The sequence below is a fragment of the Brachybacterium timonense genome, assembly GCF_900258505.1.
Classification (GTDB): domain Bacteria; phylum Actinomycetota; class Actinomycetes; order Actinomycetales; family Dermabacteraceae; genus Brachybacterium; species Brachybacterium timonense.
The window spans coordinates 929339-946295 of the sequence record NZ_LT984895.1; the positions used below are offsets into that span (position 1 = coordinate 929339).

General features: G+C 67.6%; 19 protein-coding genes. 4 read left to right on the forward strand and 15 right to left on the reverse strand.

The features are described from left to right. Window positions 1-46 precede the first annotated feature (46 nt). The gene (gene ilvA / locus C8271_RS03930; protein ID WP_425428183.1) at window positions 47-1324 is read right to left on the reverse strand and encodes a threonine ammonia-lyase IlvA; all 1278 of its coding nucleotides are present in this window, start codon (window positions 1322-1324) and stop codon (window positions 47-49) included. Between the two features lie 125 nt (window positions 1325-1449). Continuing rightward, on the reverse strand, window positions 1450-1995 hold the full coding sequence (gene ispF, locus C8271_RS03935) for a 2-C-methyl-D-erythritol 2,4-cyclodiphosphate synthase (RefSeq protein ID WP_106506196.1): 546 nt from the start codon (window positions 1993-1995) through the stop codon (window positions 1450-1452). Between the two features lie 88 nt (window positions 1996-2083). Here ispF and C8271_RS03940 point away from each other — a divergent pair, with 88 nt between their 5' ends. Both C8271_RS03940 and C8271_RS03945 read left to right on the forward strand, forming a co-directional pair. Further along, the gene (locus C8271_RS03940) at window positions 2084-2836 is read left to right on the forward strand and encodes an IspD/TarI family cytidylyltransferase (RefSeq protein WP_106506197.1); all 753 of its coding nucleotides are present in this window, start codon (window positions 2084-2086) and stop codon (window positions 2834-2836) included. Window positions 2837-2845: 9 nt separating this feature from the next. After that, window positions 2846-3154, forward strand: coding sequence for a hypothetical protein (locus tag C8271_RS03945; protein WP_106506198.1), 309 nt, complete (start codon window positions 2846-2848; stop codon window positions 3152-3154). Window positions 3155-3286: 132 nt separating this feature from the next. On the opposite strand, the gene C8271_RS03950 is transcribed toward C8271_RS03945, so the two are convergent. Next, a complete protein-coding gene (locus C8271_RS03950; protein ID WP_106506199.1) occupies window positions 3287-4015 on the reverse strand; it encodes an IspD/TarI family cytidylyltransferase in 729 nt (242 codons plus the stop codon). 35 nt (window positions 4016-4050) lie between these two features. Continuing rightward, the gene (locus C8271_RS03955; RefSeq protein WP_106506200.1) at window positions 4051-4533 is read right to left on the reverse strand and encodes a CarD family transcriptional regulator; all 483 of its coding nucleotides are present in this window, start codon (window positions 4531-4533) and stop codon (window positions 4051-4053) included. A 366-nt stretch (window positions 4534-4899) separates the two neighbouring features. Between C8271_RS03955 and C8271_RS03960 the strand changes: the two genes are divergently transcribed. Continuing rightward, window positions 4900-5379, forward strand: a complete 480-nt coding sequence (locus C8271_RS03960; protein WP_245920863.1) for a hypothetical protein — start codon at window positions 4900-4902, stop codon at window positions 5377-5379. Window positions 5380-5476: 97 nt separating this feature from the next. Here C8271_RS03960 and C8271_RS03965 read toward each other — a convergent pair whose 3' ends face one another. Both C8271_RS03965 and C8271_RS03970 read right to left on the reverse strand, forming a co-directional pair. Then, the gene (locus C8271_RS03965; RefSeq protein WP_106506201.1) at window positions 5477-6169 is read right to left on the reverse strand and encodes a response regulator transcription factor; all 693 of its coding nucleotides are present in this window, start codon (window positions 6167-6169) and stop codon (window positions 5477-5479) included. 5 nt (window positions 6170-6174) lie between these two features. After that, window positions 6175-7401 carry a sensor histidine kinase gene (locus C8271_RS03970; protein WP_106506202.1) on the reverse strand — a complete coding sequence of 409 codons (1227 nt, stop codon included), beginning with the start codon at window positions 7399-7401 and terminating at the stop codon, window positions 6175-6177. A gap of 176 nt (window positions 7402-7577) precedes the next feature. On the opposite strand from C8271_RS03970, the gene phoU reads away from it, so the two are divergent. Beyond that, entirely contained in the window at window positions 7578-8252 is a 675-nt protein-coding gene (gene phoU / locus C8271_RS03975; RefSeq protein WP_106506203.1) for a phosphate signaling complex protein PhoU, read from the forward strand. A gap of 158 nt (window positions 8253-8410) precedes the next feature. Here phoU and C8271_RS03980 read toward each other — a convergent pair whose 3' ends face one another. From C8271_RS03980 to C8271_RS04020, 9 genes are read right to left on the reverse strand one after another with little or no spacing between them, the layout of a single operon-like run. Continuing rightward, on the reverse strand, window positions 8411-8776 hold the full coding sequence (locus C8271_RS03980) for a DUF4235 domain-containing protein (protein ID WP_106506204.1): 366 nt from the start codon (window positions 8774-8776) through the stop codon (window positions 8411-8413). A 57-nt stretch (window positions 8777-8833) separates the two neighbouring features. Beyond that, a complete protein-coding gene (locus C8271_RS03985) occupies window positions 8834-9874 on the reverse strand; it encodes an LCP family protein (RefSeq protein ID WP_106506205.1) in 1041 nt (346 codons plus the stop codon). Next, entirely contained in the window at window positions 9871-10794 is a 924-nt protein-coding gene (trmB, locus tag C8271_RS03990; RefSeq protein WP_245920866.1) for a tRNA (guanosine(46)-N7)-methyltransferase TrmB, read from the reverse strand. The genes C8271_RS03985 and trmB overlap by 4 nt, the downstream gene beginning before the upstream one ends. After that, window positions 10784-11212 (reverse strand): Rieske (2Fe-2S) protein, encoded by a 429-nt coding sequence (locus tag C8271_RS03995; protein WP_106506206.1) that lies wholly within the window; start codon window positions 11210-11212, stop codon window positions 10784-10786. The genes trmB and C8271_RS03995 overlap by 11 nt, the downstream gene beginning before the upstream one ends. A gap of 40 nt (window positions 11213-11252) precedes the next feature. After that, window positions 11253-11819 (reverse strand): peptide deformylase, encoded by a 567-nt coding sequence (def, locus tag C8271_RS04000; RefSeq protein ID WP_106506207.1) that lies wholly within the window; start codon window positions 11817-11819, stop codon window positions 11253-11255. A 2-nt stretch (window positions 11820-11821) separates the two neighbouring features. Beyond that, window positions 11822-12952 (reverse strand): YihY/virulence factor BrkB family protein, encoded by a 1131-nt coding sequence (locus C8271_RS04005; RefSeq protein ID WP_245920868.1) that lies wholly within the window; start codon window positions 12950-12952, stop codon window positions 11822-11824. Beyond that, window positions 12949-13560: a biotin transporter BioY gene (locus C8271_RS04010; protein ID WP_106506208.1), complete on the reverse strand. Its 612-nt coding sequence runs from the start codon at window positions 13558-13560 to the stop codon at window positions 12949-12951. Before C8271_RS04010 ends, C8271_RS04005 begins: the two co-directional genes overlap by 4 nt. Next, a complete protein-coding gene (locus tag C8271_RS04015) occupies window positions 13557-16133 on the reverse strand; it encodes a glycoside hydrolase family 65 protein (protein WP_106506209.1) in 2577 nt (858 codons plus the stop codon). The genes C8271_RS04010 and C8271_RS04015 overlap by 4 nt, the downstream gene beginning before the upstream one ends. Next, window positions 16130-16867: an HAD family hydrolase gene (locus C8271_RS04020; RefSeq protein WP_245920870.1), complete on the reverse strand. Its 738-nt coding sequence runs from the start codon at window positions 16865-16867 to the stop codon at window positions 16130-16132. Before C8271_RS04020 ends, C8271_RS04015 begins: the two co-directional genes overlap by 4 nt. Window positions 16868-16957 lie beyond the last annotated feature (90 nt).

The following is a 16957-nucleotide window of genomic DNA, read 5'->3' on the forward strand; positions in this document are numbered from 1 at the left end:
GCCGGTCCCACCCTGGGTCGGCCGCGTCGTTGTCCCTACCGGAAGCTCAGGTCAGGTACCGGTAGATCGGGTCGTTCGGGTCGATCCGCTCGATGCTCATCCCGCTGGCGGCCATCCGCCCCAGCAGCGGTTCGAGCGCGTCCTTCGACCCGATCTCGAGGCCCACCAGCGCGGGGCCTTCCTCGCGGTTGCTGCGTTTGATGTAGTCGAACAGTGTGATGTCGTCGTCGGGCCCGAGCACGCGATCCAGGAACCGGCGCAGTGCCCCCGGCTCCTGCGGGAACGTCACCAGGAAGTAGTGTTTGAGTCCCTCGTGCACGAGGGACCGCTCCACGATCTCGCTGTAGCGGGAGACGTCGTTGTTCCCGCCGGAGATCACCACCACCAGATCCTCGCCGGCGTGGGGACGCACCTGGCCCGTCGCAACCGCAGCGCATGCGAGTGCCCCGGCCGGCTCCACGATGATCCCGTCCACCTGGTACAGCGCTAGCATCTCCGTGCACACTGCACCTTCGTCGATCGCCAGCAGCTCCGGCTCGATCATCTGCACCGCACGGAAAGGATGCTCACCCACACGACGCACGGCGGCGCCGTCGACGAACCTCTCCATTGATGCCAGCGTCACCGGATGCCCAACCTCCCGCGCCGCCTGCAGTGACTGCGCCCCGGCCGGCTCCACACCGATCACACGGGCCGACGGAACACGCTCACGAAGCCACAGCCCGCAGCCGGCCAGCAATCCGCCGCCACCCACCGGCAGAACCACCGCCCCGGGCTCGCGCCCCTGCTCAGAGCGCAGCTGCTCGACGGCCTCCGCTGCAACCGTGCCCTGCCCCGCCATGATGGTGGGGGAGTCGAAGGGCGGGACCATGGTGGCGCCGGTGCGTTCCACGTCCTGTGCCGCAGCCTCCGCGGCATCGTCGTAGGCATCACCGGCGAGCACCAGCTCGACTCGGTCCCCGCCGTGCGCAAGGATCCGTTCACGCTTCTGCCGGGGCGTGCTGGAGGGAACATAGATCCGGCCGTCCACGCCGAGTTGCCGGCACGCGAGCGCCACGCCTTGGGCATGGTTTCCAGCGCTGGCCGCCACCACACCGGCGTCACGCTGCGTCGCCGACAGTTGCTGGAGGAACAGCTGGGCGCCGCGCAGCTTGTAGGACCGCACCGGCTGCAGGTCCTCACGCTTCACCCACACGGGCGCCCCGGCCAGGTCGCTCAGCCGCTCCGAACGGTGCAACGGGGTGCGATGGATCAGTGGGCGCAGCGCCTCAGCGGCGTGCTCGATGTCAGCGGCCGTGGGCAGGGGATGCGAGGGGGCAGTCACGGCCGTCAACGGTACCGTGCCGCCGGCACTGCCGCCGAGCGCTCAACGCGCTGCACAGCGGGACATCGGGTGACACGTGGCCACGCGGTGGGCCGGCTGCGGGTCGGTGTCGCGACGTGCTCAGTTCAGGGTCGGGCAACCACCAGAGCAGTCGCCACCGCGGCGGCGCCCTCGCTTCGCCCGGTCATGCCCATACCGTCGGTCGTGGTGCCGGAGACGGACACGGGCGCGCCCACCGCCGTGGACAGAGCACGTTGTGCCTCCTCGCGACGCCGGGAGATCGGCGGGCGATTCGCGATCACCTGGACCGCGATGTTTCCGATCTCGAATCCGGCCTCGCGCACCAGCCGCGCTGCCTCCGCCAGCAGCGTGAGTCCCGAGGCGCCGGCGAGCTCGGGGCGGTCGGTGCCGAAATGCGCCCCCAGGTCCCCGATGCCCGCTGCACTGAACAGCGCATCGCAGGCGGCATGGCATGCGACATCGGCATCTGAATGGCCGACCAGGCCACGCTCGCCTGGCCAGTGCAATCCCGCTACCCACAAGGGGCGGTCCGACCCGGGGTCGGCCAGAGCATGCGCGTCTGTTCCCACTCCCACGCGCGGTAACGCCGGGATGGGCCGAGTGGTCTCCTGGCCGGACGGAGAGGTCGGGTTCTGCTCACTGCTGGTCATGTACACCTCCACGAGTCACCGGGATTGTGGCATGACGCCGCGGGGCGCGGACGAGTCCTCTGAGCCCTGAGGGCTCTACCATGCCTGTGTGACCACTCGAGCTCGAGGCCGCGCCCAACGCCTGCGCGGACACGCCGCCGGTGTTGTGCTGGCCGGCGGGTCCGGCACCCGCGTCGGCGCAGGCATCAATAAGGCGTTTTTGCCGCTGTCCGGCCGGTCGATCGCCAGCTGGGGGATCAACACTCTGGGCAGTGTGGACGGCGTGGGAACCCTCGTGTTCGTCGTGCGGCCAGAGGATCGTGAGGCTGCCCGCTTCGTGGCCGAACGCGAGACCGAGCTGCCGTTGGAGATCATCACCGGTGGCGACACCCGGCAGGAATCCGAGCTGCTGGCTCTTCGCCATCTTGCCGACCGCATCGACGCGGGACATGTGCGCACCGTCCTCATTCATGACGCCGCCCGCCCACTGGTCTCCCACGGCCTCGCGGCAGCTGTGCTGCACGCCGCGATCGACCATGGGGGAGCGGTCCCCGCTCTCCCCGCCCGTGACGTTGCCGCCCGTGACGGCGAGGACCGTCTGCGTACCGGCGTGGTCGAGCCCGACACCCTGCTGCGTGTCCAGACCCCGCAGGGCTTCCATGCGGTGACGATCCTTGACGCCTATGAGGCGGCTGCCCGCGACGGGTTCGTCGGCACCGATACCGCCTCGTGCGCCCAGGAGTACACCGATATCCCCACAGCCTGGGTTCTCGGTGAGGAGACGAACTTCAAGATCACGTACGCGCAGGACCTGCTCCTGGCTCAGGACGTCGTGGCCGCGTTAGGTTTGCGGACAGGGTGAGGAGGCGACATGAGCGTGCAGGAGAGCTTTCTTCGGTGCACCGCATGTGAGCAGGAGTCGGAGCATGTGGTGGTCTACGCCGGCCGTTTCGTCTCAGAGATCCAATGCACCGCCTGCGGCGCCGTTACGCGGCTTGACGTGAGTGAGGACTATCTGCCCGATCTGCGTCAGCGGATCTCCTCGAAGCCCGGCCGCCTCATGCGTCGTCTGCGGCGGGACCCCGGGGAGGTGGCGAAGACCCTGCCGTGGCGCACGCTGTCCAAGCCTCTGCGGATGCTGGATGAGCTGCGGGCCGTGCACCGCAGCCGCACGCGCTGAGACCCCCGACTGAGTGCAGGTCCCATCGCGCACGCGTGGATCGCGTGGGTGTGGGACCGGTCGCCCTGCAGACCGAACTGTAGGCCGACACGAGTTCACACGAGACGCGAGGGCTCGGTCAGCAACGCTGTGTCAGCGTCGGCTGAGGCCGTGGCGGTGTGTGGTGTCGCGAGCGATGCCGAGGGCGATCTGTGCCTGCCACAGGCTGAGCCTGTCTGCGATCGCGAAACCTCGATGCGTGCCTGGCACCGTGCGAAGGCGAGCGCCCCGAGCGAGCCCCGCTTGCACCTCATCGAACATGCCGTGCCCCGCCCCGCGGCCCGCCTGTGCCGGCGCCGGCTGTGAGAGCGCATCGTCGAGCACGGAGCGTCGCAGCAAGCGGGGACATTGCACGGTGGCGAGCGTCGAGCGGTCGATGTTCACCAGACCCTCTGAACGGACCGCTTTGACCGAGTCGGTCATGTCGATCACGGGCACCACGCCATCGACCGACGATGGGTCATCGGCTTCGATGACTGCCTGGATCGTGTCCGCGGGGACCAGGGCACGCTCCGCATCATGGATCATGACCGTCTGCTCAGGCCCGGCGCTGCCAAGCTCGGCGAGGGCACAGCGAAGTCCTTCACGGCGGTCAGGATCTGCTCCCGGCACCGTCACCACGCGATGCGGCGGCAGGTCGATGTCACTCACCTGATCGGCCTTCTGGGCCGGGACAAGCACGAGAGGTTGGCTGAGCCCGATCTGATGCAGCGTTTCTAGTAGATGGGCGAGCAGTGTGCGCTCTCCCAGATGCTCCAGAGCGCACAGCCGACGGCCCTGACCCGAGAGGGCCAGGGCCGGGACAATGGTGTGCACGGTCATGGTGCGCAGGCGCGGACGGACAACCCGCGCAGATGTCAGGAGGCGAGCACCTCGTCGAGAATCGACTCGGCGTTGGCCTCATCGGTCTTCTCGGCGAGAGCGAGCTCGGAGACGAGAATCTGGCGCGCCTTGGAGAGCATGCGCTTCTCCCCGGCGGACAGGCCGCGATCCTGATCGCGACGCCACAGATCGCGCACGACCTCCGCCACCTTCTTCATATCGCCCGAGGCGAGCTTCTCAACGTTCGCCTTGTAGCGGCGCGACCAGTTCGTGGGCTCCTCCACGTACGGCTGCCGCAGCACCTCGAAGACCTCCTCGAGGCCTTCCTTGTCCACGACGTCGCGCACGCCGACCATGTCAACGTTGTCTGCGGGGACCTCGATGGTCAGATCTCCCTGCGCCACCTTGAGCTTGAGATACGTGCGGTCCTCACCCTTGATGGTGCGGGTCTTGACCTCTTCGATCCGGGCCGCACCGTGGTGCGGGTAGACAACGGTCTCGCCGACGGCAAAATTCATGTGGATGATCCCCTTTCCGCAGGCCAGTCTACCACGTATGTGGGTGATATCATGCCCCGCTTCCGGCATCTCCCCAGGTGAGAGCCCTGCGAGGGGATTTCGGGTGCCCCGTCGATGCGAGGCTTTGGGGGCAGCGGCGGCCCAAGATCTGCCGGTGCGCCAGCGACACGCCGCGTGGGAACCTCGGTGAGGTCACCATCCGATCACCGTTCGCGCCGTCTCGGTGGTGACGATCCGTCACGTCCCCGTGGTGCGATACCCTGGGCCGGGCGCCCCGTCCGTGTGATCTGCTCACGAGCGGTACATCGGAGCGCCATACCTCGATCGCATTGCCCGACGCTCCGTCGGAGTGGAACAGGAGTCATCGTGCGTCCTCGCCGTTCCCTCGCGCTCACCGCAGCCGCCCTTGGCCTTGCCCTGGGTGCGACAGGTTGCACCTACATGAACCCGGTACAGACCCACGAGTTCTACCAGGCGGCCGACGGTACCAACGCCAATATCAACCAGAACGGCCAGCTCGCCGTAGGAGCGCGCAACATGCTCGTGCTGGTTGGCCCGGATGGCTCCGCACAGCTGCTGGGCAGCGTCGCGAACTACACCACCGACGACGTCACTGTCGAGCTCGAGGGCTCCGACGATGGCACCGTTGCCTTCTCCACCTCTGTGTCCGTGCCCGCCGGTGGTGTGGTGACGCTCGGTGATGCCGACGATCAGCAGCTAGCGGAGATCGGACAGCTCGACGTCGAGCCCGGCGCCGTGATGGACCTCAAGGTCGCTGGCGCAGACGGAGAAGCCGTCATCACGATCCCCGTGCTCGACGACACTCTGGATCACTACAAGCAGTGAACCGCCCGCGCGGCCACGCCGTGCAACCCCACCTCACCCGCGACGAGACATCTCCCGCGAACGCGTGCGGTGCCGCGCTGCAGCGCCGGCCCCAGCGTCAGTGGGTCAGTGACTCGAACTTGTAGCCCAGGCCCCGCACCGTCACCAGGTGCACCGGGTTCTTCGGGTCATCCTCGATCTTCGCGCGCAACCGCTTGACGTGCACGTCAAGAGTCTTCGTGTCACCCACGTAGTTCGCGCCCCACACCCGGTCGATGAGCTGACCGCGTGTCAGCACGCGGTCCACATTGCGCAGCAGCATCTCCAGCAGCTCGAACTCCTTCAGTGGCAGCGCCGTCTCCTCGCCGTGGATCAGCACCACGTGGCGCTCCACATCCATGGTGATGTGCCCCGCCGTCAGCAGGGTGTCCTGCTCGTCGGCGCGTGTGTCCTGGCCGCGGCGCAGCACTGCCTTGATCCGCGCGAGCAGCTCACGGGAGGAGTACGGCTTGGTGACGTAGTCGTCGGCCCCGAGCTCGAGGCCCAGCACCTTGTCGAACTCATCGTCCTTCGCGGTCAGCATGATCACCGGCACGCTCGAGGTGCGGCGGATCTCGCGGCACACCTCGGTGCCGCTCATGCCCGGCAGCATCAGGTCCAGCAGCACTAGGTCCGCGCCATGGGCGGAAAAGATGCGCAGGCCGTCCGTGCCGTTATTGGCGATGGCCACCTCATACCCCTCTTTGCGGAGCGTGTAGGAGAGCGGATCGGAGAAGGACTCCTCGTCCTCGACGATCAGGATCCGTGTCATCGCGCTCAGTCTCCCTCACTGGTGGTGGTCCGTACATACACCGTACGTGAGTGCTCCGGTGAGGTCGCGCCGGAAACGGTGATCTCCTCCGTGCGCCCCATCTCAGGGATGCGCAGCGTGAACGTCGACCCCTGACCGGGCATCGACCAGGCGGTCACATCTCCGCCATGATCGGTGGCGATGTGCTTGACGATCGCGAGCCCCAGGCCGGAACCGCCGGTCTCGCGTGACCGTGCCCGATCCACCCGGAAGAACCGTTCGAAGACTCGTTCCAGATGCTCCTTGGAGATCCCGATGCCCTGATCCTTCACCGCGATCTCGACCATACCCCCGTGGCGGCGCACGCTGAGCCCCACCCGAGTCTCCGCCTCGGAGTAGGTGATCGCATTCGAGATCAGGTTCGACAAAGCGGTGGTGAGCATCGCTTCCGAACCGAAGACCCGCAGCCCGGTGGCGCCGCCGACGACCACCTCGATCCGCGAACCGAGGGCGAAGTTGCGGTTCAGGGCAACCGCCTCCGCGACCACGTCGTCGATCTCCACTGCTTCCGCATTCGGCAGCGAGGAGCCGCCCTGCACACGCGACAGCTCGATGATCTCCTGCACCAGATGTGACAGGCGCCGTGACTCCATCTGCATCCGCTCGGCGAAACGGCGCACAGCATCGGGGTCCTCGGCGGCGTCCTCCATCGTTTCCGCAAGGAGCGTGATGGCACCGACCGGTGTCTTCAGCTCATGGGACACATTGGCCACGAAGTCACGACGCGTCTCCTCCACGCGCGTGGCGCGGGTGAGGTCATCGGCGAGCAGCAGGACGCCGCGCGAGCCGAGTGCTCCCAGGCGCACGTCGAGCACGGCATCTGAGTCATCTCGGGCAGAGCGGCGAATGGTGATGCGTTCATCCCGGAAACCGCCGTTGCGAGCCACATCGGCCGCGAGCTCCATCAGTTCCTTGCCTGCCAGGCGCGGGTAGTCGTTGCCGCCCGCGCGCACGATGCCGTAGGAGTACGCGAGGGGAGAGGCGCGCACGACATCGCCGCTGGCATCCATCACCACATAGGCGGAGGACAAGATCGCCAGCACTTCGGCCGCTGGCGCCGGGACCACGGGATCCGACGGGTCCGGATCCTCGAGCGGGGCACGACGATCCGCGCGCAGCAACGCCATCGCCGCGGCACAGCCGATCACCAGACCGATCAGTCCGGCGAGAATCAGCAGCGCAGTAGAAGGCACTGCACCAGCCTAGGCCCGCAGAAGCGCCAGGATGACGATCGCAGCCGGAAGCGGCACACTGGGAACCATGAGTTCACCTGGGCTCCGCCGATGGTTCACCTGAGTGCGAGGATCGTTCATCCGGCCTTGCCAGACTCGGCAGGCGGAGCACACCACCGATAAAGGAGAGACCCACCATGCGTGAGGCCTACCAGAGCGACCTGGTCAACCTGGTCGATGATCTCGTGGACCTGGCGGGCCTGGCCCGCACCGCCCTCGACGACGCCACCACCGCGCTGCTGGAGAGCGACATCGCCCTGGCTGAGCGCGTGATCGCCGCCGACGTCAACATCGATGAGCGCCAGTCTGAGCTCGACGCGAAGGTTGTTGAGCTGCTGGCCCGCCAGTCGCCTGTCGCCACCGACCTGCGTCTGCTCGTGGCGTCGCTGCGCATCAGCTCCTCGCTCGAGCGTATGGGCGATCTGGCCGCGCATATTGCGCTTGTGGCCCGCCGACGTCACCCCGTCGTTGCCGTGCCCGAGTCCCTGCGTGACCACGTTCGCGAGATGGCGGAGCTTGCGTCCACCGCTGCGACCGACGCCGCCTCTGTGATTCGCACCCGTGACCTTGCCCTCGCCGCCTCCGTGGAGAACGGTGACGAGAAGCTCGACGACATGCTGCAGGACATCATTCGGTCCATCAACCGGGAGAACGACTACACGCAGGATGAGGTCGTGGACCTCACTCTCCTGGGGCGCTTCTACGAGCGCTTCGGCGACCACGCCGTCTCCATCGTGCGTCGCGTCGGCTTCCTGGTGACCGGTGAAGCGCTCGACACCGAACACGCCACCACCGACGTCTCGGAGTTCTGAGCGCGTCACCCCAGAGCATTCTGCGGGCCCGTCCGGATGATCCGGGCGGGCCCGCAGTCATGAATCAGGGTGTCAGTGGGAGCGGGCCGTGCAGGCGCGGGCATGCGTCGGGCGCTGTCCACGCTGGCGCAGACAGTCACCGACAGGGCGGAGCAGGGTCAGCCGCGGTTCGGGCGCGGGCGGCGCTGCGTGAGGCGCTCCGTGCCCTGTGCGGCTGCGCGGCGCGCCGCCAGACGTAGCCCCTGCAGCACCGCCCCGGACAGAGTTGTCCACAGCATCACCTTCCACACCGGCAGGTCCTCCTGCGGGTCGCGGATCTCGGCGATCTCTTCCTTGCTGAGGCCGTCCTTCTTCGCCTGCTTGCGGCGAGCCTTCGTGTCCTTCGCCGATGACTTCGTCACCTGGTTCGTTGGAGCGTCCTCCCCGAAGACGGCTCCCCAGCCGGACTCGATGAGCTTCTTGCCGAACACGCCGGCACCGATACCCGCTGCAGTAGCGGCGAGGGACACGAGAGGGTTGGGCACGATGACCTCCGAGGTCGAGTCAGCGAATGGGACGTGGTGGCGTCGCGCGGGCGAGGGCTAGTACTTGCCCGCGTTCTCAGCGTAATAGGTGCCCATGTCGTCTTCACGCAGGGCTTGGCGGAGCACGTCCATGCCCGGCTCATCGGTGGCGATCACGCTCGCCCCGCCCTTGGTGGTGGTCGGTTCCCCGTGCGGCACCGACATCCAGTAGATGTCGTCCGAGCGCACTGATCGCAGGGAAAGGCCCAGATCCACCATCGCCGACGAACTGAGCCCGTCGTCGGTGGTCAGGTACGGAGAGACCGAGTCGATCGTGTCACGCAGCGTGAGCGGGTTGCTGAGCGTGTCGCGGCTGAGCAGCTTCGCGATGATGCCCTTGAGCACCGCCTGCTGATTGCGGTTGCGCTGGAAGTCGCCGTCGGCAAACTGCTTGCGTGCGCGCACGAAGACCAGGGCTTCCTCACCGTCCATGTGCTGAGTGCCCTTGGTGAACGTCTTGCCGCTTGCGGTGAAGTCGCGTGGCACCGTCACGTCGACGCCGCCGAGCGTGTCCACCAGGCCCTTGATCCCCTCAAAATCAATCAGGGCCACATGATCAATAGGCACGCCGGTGTAGTTCTCCACCGTGGTGACTGCTAGGCTCACGCCGCCGTAGGCGAGCGCCGCATTGATGCGGTCCTTACCGTGCCCGGGGATGTCGATGTACAGGTCGCGCGGGAAGGACGTCACGTACACGTTCTGGTTGTCCTCAGCCACGTGCACGAGCATCATCACGTCCGAGCGCTGACCCACGATGCCGCTGGCCTTCGCCTCCTCGGGAGAACGACGGTCCGAGCCGAGCAGCAGGAAGTTGCGGCCGCGTCCCTCGGCGGGTTTCTCCCCGTCGGACGCGCCACGGTTGATCGTCACCACCGTGCGCTTCTGATAGGAGTCATCCAACGACTTCGCATACAGCCCGATCACGATCGCGACACCCGCGACAAGAGCGCCGATCACCGCGAGGCCGATCAGCGCACGGCGACGTCCACGACGCTCGCGATGGTCGGGCTCACCACTGTCATCCCACTCACCGGGCATGTCCAGGTCGTCGGCGTTCATGAGTTCTCGCTTTCCTGCGGGGCATCATCGGTGCGGGGTATGGGGGTGCTCGAGACGAGACCCGGCGCGGGCTGCACTGCCCCGACCAGACGTTCGGGAGCATACGTGTAGGCGAGGTCCCAGACCAGCCTCCCTGCGTTATGGGCTTTGCGCTCGAAGCTCGTGCGCACGCGCCCGTCGAAGCGTGGGGCCCAGCCCGTGAGCGGAAGCTCCTCCGGGAGCGGGTCCGAGGCGGTTCCGGCCGGGCGTGGACCATGGGGCGCGAGCGAGTGCAGACGCGGCTCGGCATCGAGCACCTGACGCATGTGGCTGGCGTACTGCGCCCAGTCCGTGGCCAGACGCAGAACGGCACCGGGCTTCAGGAGCGGCAAAACAGCGTCCAGCAGCGGAGGGTTCACCAGACGGCGCTTGTGATGCTTCGTCTTATGCCACGGATCAGGGAAGAAAACCCACAGTTCGTCGATCGACGCGGGGGGCAGCAGTGCCGGTAGTGCCCGTTGCGCGTCGAGCGGCAGGATGCGCACGTTGCGCGGTCCACCCGCACGCTGGATCCGATCCAGCGTTTCCGCGATGCCCGGTACGTACACCTCGCAGGCCAGATGATCGCGTTCGGGATGCGCGGCGGCTGCGGCGGCGATGTTCTCGCCCTGTCCGCTGCCGATCTCGACCACCAGCGGCGCTCGGCGCCCGAACACCACGTCGGGGTCGATGCGCTCCCCGTCGGCGGGCACGGTGTCGCGCTCGCCCCGGGGCACATCGAGCACGTAGTCCTCCGCCCAGCGGTCCCAGGCCCGTCGTCGGCTCGTGGTGAGCCGAGCGCCGCGGCGCACGAAGGAGACAACCTCACGCCGACGCGGCGTCGACGGGTCGGCGCCGGGCGTGATCGAGCCTTCTGCGAGGTCGGGCTGTTCAGCGGTCACGGCGCACAGTGTTGTTCTCCACCACGATCGGAACCGTCGGCAGATGGGTCGAGGCCGGCCCGCGCAGCACCTCACCGGTGGACGGGTCGAAGCCGGAACCGTGGCAGGGGCAGTGCAGCTCGTCCTGCTCCTTCGCCAGCGCACAGCCGTTATGCGTGCAGTAGCCGGAGAATGCCGTGATGTCCTCGCCCGTGCCGCGCACGAGGGCGACGAACGGCTGCTGGCCCCCGAAGTTCACCAGCGTGGTCTGGTTCTCCGGCACATCGTCCAACGAGATCGCGCCGTCCTCGGCGCGCACCGGGTTCGCGTCACCAAAGCCCTCATCCTCGGGGCCACAGGCAGCGAGAGCACCCATACCGGCAGCGGTCAGAGGCACCATGCCCAGGGCGCGGCGGCGAGACAGACAGGGTCGTTCCATGACCTCAGGATAGGTGGCGCTTTGTGCGAAGGGGCGGTCTTCAGACCTCGTCGGCGTCCATCTGTCGCGGATCCCACGACAGCACGCCGCGCGCACGCCATCCGCGTGCCGTGACCGCATCCAGGGCCTCGCGCTTCATCGCCGGGGAGAGCCGGTCGATGTAGAGCTTCCCGTCAAGGTGATCGACCTCGTGCTGGAGGCACCGTGCCAGCACCCCGCCCTCGTCCTCGACCACGACGTCGTGGCCCTCGAGGTCGATGCCGCGTACCCGCGCGCCCCGGTGCCGTGCTGTTGGGAAACCCTCACCGGGCAGCGACAGGCAGCCTTCTTGAACGTTGTCGAGCAGCTCGAGGGGACCGAAGCGCTCCAGGACCGGGTTGATCACCACGCCGCGACGCATCTGTTCCTCGCCGTCGGTGCACGAGTACACGAACAGGCGCCACCGGGCTCCCACCTGGGTGGCGGCGAGCCCTGCACCGTGCGCGGCGTCGCAGGTCTCGATCATGTCCGCGACCAGCGTGCGGATATCGTCGGTGATCTCGCGGACCTTCCGGGTCGGGCGCTCCAGAGCGCGGTGGCCGATGATCGTGATCGGGCGGACGGACATGGTCAGTGCTCTCCAGAGGATTCAGATGGGGACGACGACGGTGCGCGGCGCGAAGGGTTGACCGCCAGCGGGTTGGCGGCGTCAACGATGCGCAGGCCGCGTCGGCGATGCAACGGCCTCCCGCTGAGGTTGGCCTCTGCCACCTCGCGGCCCACGCGCTCATTCTCCTGCGAGGTGCGGGCCAGATAGTCGAGTGCGTGCGTCGCCTGCGGCTCAAGATCGATATGGTCCCACGCCGGCACGCCGCGTGCGATCTGGCGGGCGCGCAGGAACTCGGCATCCAGCGCCGCACCGCCCACGATCACGATGTTCGCCAGCCAGATCAGCATCAGCAGGCCGATCAGACCGTTCAGCGCGGTGAGCACCTCGGTGAACCGCGTCGCATAGGCCGCGAGCCTCCCCACGAGCAAGGCGGAGACGAACAGCACCAGCACCGACAGTGCGGAGCCGAGCGTGATCACCCGGTAGCGCGGCAGACGCACATTCGGGAACAGGTAGTAGGCCAGTGACACCACGATCGTGAAGATCATCAGCAGGATCGGCCACTTCACCAGATTCCAGGCGTCGAAAGCAAACCGGGGGACCCCCACGAGAGCGCCCAGGCGCTGTGAGGCCTCGCCCCCCAGCACCACCATGCCCACGCTCAGCAGCGCCACCGCCATGATCACAGCTGTTTCGGCCAACACGATCGTGCGGAACCACAGGAAGGGGCGGCCCTCGCGCGTGTCGTACACCCGATGCAGGGCACGGTGGAAAGCCGCGACGCCGTTCGATGCGCTCAGCAGCGACCCCAGGCCGCCGATCGCCAACCACAGTGGCCCGCCCTCGGTACGGGCGAACGCCAGGATCGTCGCCTCGTAGGGGCGTGGGTCGACCGTCGGGAAGATCTCGACGAACAGCGAGGAGAAGGCGTGAACCGTCTGCTCCTGCAGCCCCAGCATCGACACGGCGGAGACAGCAGCCACTGCGGCCGGCAGCATCGATAGCAGTGTGTAGAACGTCATCGTGCCGGCCACATCCCACACCTGGATGTCCAGCATGCGGACCCGCACGCGATCCAGCACATGCAGCACGCTCAGGCGCGGTCGCGCGATCTGCACGGTGCGCGAACCGCCGCCTGGACGCGGACTCACTGCGAGGCATCCTCCGGTCGCACGAGACGCCAGGTGGCGGGCAGCAGCGCCGCGGCGGCCACGGCCTTGATCGCATCACCAGGCAGGAACGGTACGACGCCCTGCACCAGTGCCTGCGGAAGGTCTGCACCGGTCATGAGCATCAGCCACGGCACGCCTGCGAGGTACACCAGCACCGTCGCGCAGATCGCGGCGAGAGCGGTGGTCAGCACACGCCGATCAGCGCCACGTCGGGCCGCCCAGCCCAGCGCCCACCCAGCGAGCACGTACCCGATCACGTAGCCGAAGCTGGCCGTTGCCACCCCCGTGGAGGACCAACCGGCCAGGACCGGTGCGCCGAACGCTGCGAGCAGGGCGTACAGCCCCACGGAGGCGGTGCCACGAATCGGGCCCAGCCCCGCACCGACCAGCAGTGCCCCGAACGTGCCCAGCGTCAGCGGCACGGGCGTGAACGGCAGCGGCACGGCCACCTGGCTGATGAGCGTCAGAGCGAGCGTGCCGCCGAGGACGAGCAGAGCATCGCGGGCGATGCCGGCGCCGCGGGAGCGGGACGTGCTCCAGGGCAGCTGGTCAACGAGGACGGGGCGGGAAGCGGCGGCTGTGCTCACCGAGTCTCCTTCGAGGTCGAGGACGGGTCGGCGTCGGAATCGGCGCCGCCGTCGGATGGTACGGGGAACTCCCACGGGGAGTCAGGATCGGTCGGGACCGACGGGGTGATGATCGAGCCGTCGGCCCGTTCATCGCCAGCGCTACGGGGGTGACGCAGCACGGCATCATCCAGCACAGGACCCTGATCTGCCAACGCCACCGTGGTGCCCTGCGCAGTGACAACGACCTTCTCGCCGCGCACCGAGACCTCGAGCTCCTCGCCCTCCTCCAGGGTGAAGGTGATCGCATCGCGCACCAGACGTACCCGGAAACGGCTGCCACGCACCGTGAGCGGGAAGGACAGCTCAGGCCAGTCTTCCGGCAGGCGCGGGTCGAAGGACACCTCACCGTGCTCGTGCCGCATACCGCCGAAGCCCGCCACCAGAGCCGTCCACACGCCACCCGCCGAGGCGATGTGCACGCCATCGGAAGAGTTGTGGTGAAGATCGCCCAGGTCGACGAACAGGCCCGCCTGGAAGTAGTCCATCGCGGCCTTCTGGTGGCCCACTTCGGCGGCCATGATCGACTGCACCACGGCCGAGAGCGAGGAGTCTCCGGTGGTCAGCGGGTCGTAGTACTCGAAATCGCGACGCTTCTCTTCGGCCGTGAATTCGCTGCCGCGCAGGAACTGTGCGAGCACCACATCCGCCTGTTTGAGCACCTGGAAGCGGTAGATCACCAGCGGGTGGTAGTGCAGCAGCAGGGGGAATGTCTCGTCGGGGGTGCGGGAGAGGTCCCACAGCTCGCGCTCGAGGAAGCGGTCCTCCTGCAGGTGGATCCCGAGCGACGGATCCTTTCCCACACGCATACCGTCGGCGCAGGACTCCCACTGGTCCAGCTCGCCCGGGTCGAGCTCAAGCTCCCCGACCAGCAGCTCGTAGGCGGCTGGGTCCGCCTGTTCGAGCTCACGCACGGCCTGGGCGGCGCGGCGGAGATTGTTGCGCGCCATGACGTTGGTGTACAGGTTGTTGTTCACCACCGTCGTGTACTCGTCGGGGCCGGTCACTCCGTGGATCTCGAAGCTCGAGTCACCATCGGCCGTAACCCGCCAGAAGCCCAGATCCGCCCACATCCGGGCGGTCTCCACCAGCACCCGAACACCGTCGCGGTGATGGAACTCGAGATCGCCAGCGATATCGGCATAGGTGCTGAAGGCGTACGAGATGTCCGCATCGATGTGGTACTGCGCCGTGCCTGCCGCGTAGTAGGCGGAGGCCTCGTCGCCGTTGATCGTGCGCCACGGGAACAGTGCGCCGCGCTGGTTCAGCTCGCGGGCCCGTTCACGTGCCTTCGGCAACAGATTCGAGCGGAAGCGCAACGCGTTGCGTGCCCAGTCCGGGGAGGTGAAGATCAGCAACGGGACAACGTAGATCTCCGAGTCCCAGAAGTAGTGCCCCTCATAGCCGGAACCGGTCACGCCCTTGGCGGGGATGCCCCAACCGTCGGCCCGTGCGGCCGCCTGGGCGATCTGGAACAGGCACCAGCGGATCGCCTGCTGCTGAGCAGGGCGGCCCGGCAGCTGCACGTCGGTGCGCTCCCAGAAGGCCTCCAGGAACTCTTTCTGGTCCGTGAGCTGGGCGTCGTAGCCCTCCTGGCGTACGCGGTCCAGGGTGCGGCGGCAGCGATCGAACAGTTCCCGGTGCGGCACAGATCGCGAGGAGTGGTAGGCCACCGCCTTGCGGATCAGCACCGATTGGCCTTCCTCCAGCGTGAAGCGGAACACGTGGCGGCCCAGGTCCTCCGTGGTGTCGATGAGGTTCTCGACCTCGACGCCGTCGCCGGCCTGCACCGCGTGCTCAGCACCGATACCGAGGGTCATGCCCGAATTCGCCACCTTGTACCCCAGCAGCATGCGGCGGTCACTGTGCCAATGCTGCTGCGGTTCGAGCACACGGTGGGTGAACTGTGTGGTCTGGCGCGGATCAGCCTTGTCGGTCACCGGGCCGGTGGCATGGTGGCCAAGATCCTCCGGGATGTCCTCACGGTTGATCACCTGGGAGGACACGGCAATGGGTGCGGTGCCATCGAGCATGGTGATCTCCATGCTCATCAGTGCCAGGTGACGCTGGGTGAAGGACACCATCCGCTCGGTCCGCACACGCAGCCGCTTCCCGGCGGGCGTGCGCCAGACGAGATCGCGACGCAGCACGCCGTCACGGAAGTCGAGCGAGCGCTCGTACTCGACCAGGTCTGCGATATCGGTCAGCAGCGGCTCATCGTCGACATACAGCTTCATGACGCTGGAGTCGGGGACGTTCACCATGGTCTGGCCAGTGCGGGCGAAGCCGAAAGCGGATTCGGCGTGGTTGATCCGCCACGTCTCGTGGAAGCCGTTGAGGAACGTGCCGTGGCGATCCACGGCGCGCCCCTCCTCGGGGGTGCCGCGCATGCCCAGGTAACCATTGGCGGTCGTGAACAGCGTCTCGAGCAGCCCCAGCGGAGCGCCGGGGCGCGCCTCCACCAGACGCCACTCGTCCACCGGCAGATGGATGCGGTCCACCGGATCGGCGGGGACCTCGCGCAGTCGGGTCACAGCAGCTCCTCCAGATCCGTCACCACAATGCTCGCGCCGCGCTCACGCAGCGCCTCTTCGCCTGCGCCGCGATCCACGCCGACGACCTCGGCGAAGCCCCCCGCGGCACCGGCGGCCACACCGGAGACCGCGTCCTCGTACACGACGGCATCGGCGGGATCGACACCCAGCAGTCGCGCGGCGTGCAGGAACGTGTCGGGGGCGGGCTTGCCCGGAAGAGACTCCGCGGCAGCCACGTTCCCGTCGACCACGAACTCGAAGCGGTCACGCAGCCCAGCGCTGCGCAGCACCTCCTCGGCGTTGCGGGAGGAGCTCACCACCGCCAGGCGGGCGGTCGGCTCCAGGGAATCGAGGTAAGCGACCGTGCCCGGGTAGGGGGCGACGCCGTCGGCACGGATCAGGTCGAGCACCAGATCGTTCTTCCGGTTGCCCAGACCGCGTACGGTCTCGGCACCCTCAGCCTGATCGCTCGGGTCATCGTCGGCGCCCTCGGGCAGGTCGATGCCGCGGGACTGCAGGAAGGTGCGCACACCGTCATAGCGCGGCTTACCGTCGACGTGCGCGAAGTAGTCGGCGTCTGTGTAGGGCTCGCTGACGCCGCGCGAGGTGAGGAAGTCGGTGAACATCCGCTCCCAGGCCTTCATATGGACGATCGCGGTCGGGGTGATCACGCCATCAAGATCGAAGAGGTGGCCGGCGCGGCGGGACGGGGTCTCGTTTCCGTTGTCAGTCACGGCGTCCATGCTACGGCCCAGGTCCATGGCTGGTCGCCATGGCGCACAGAGGCTGCCTGAGCTACCCTTCTCACGTCCGATCACGCGGGG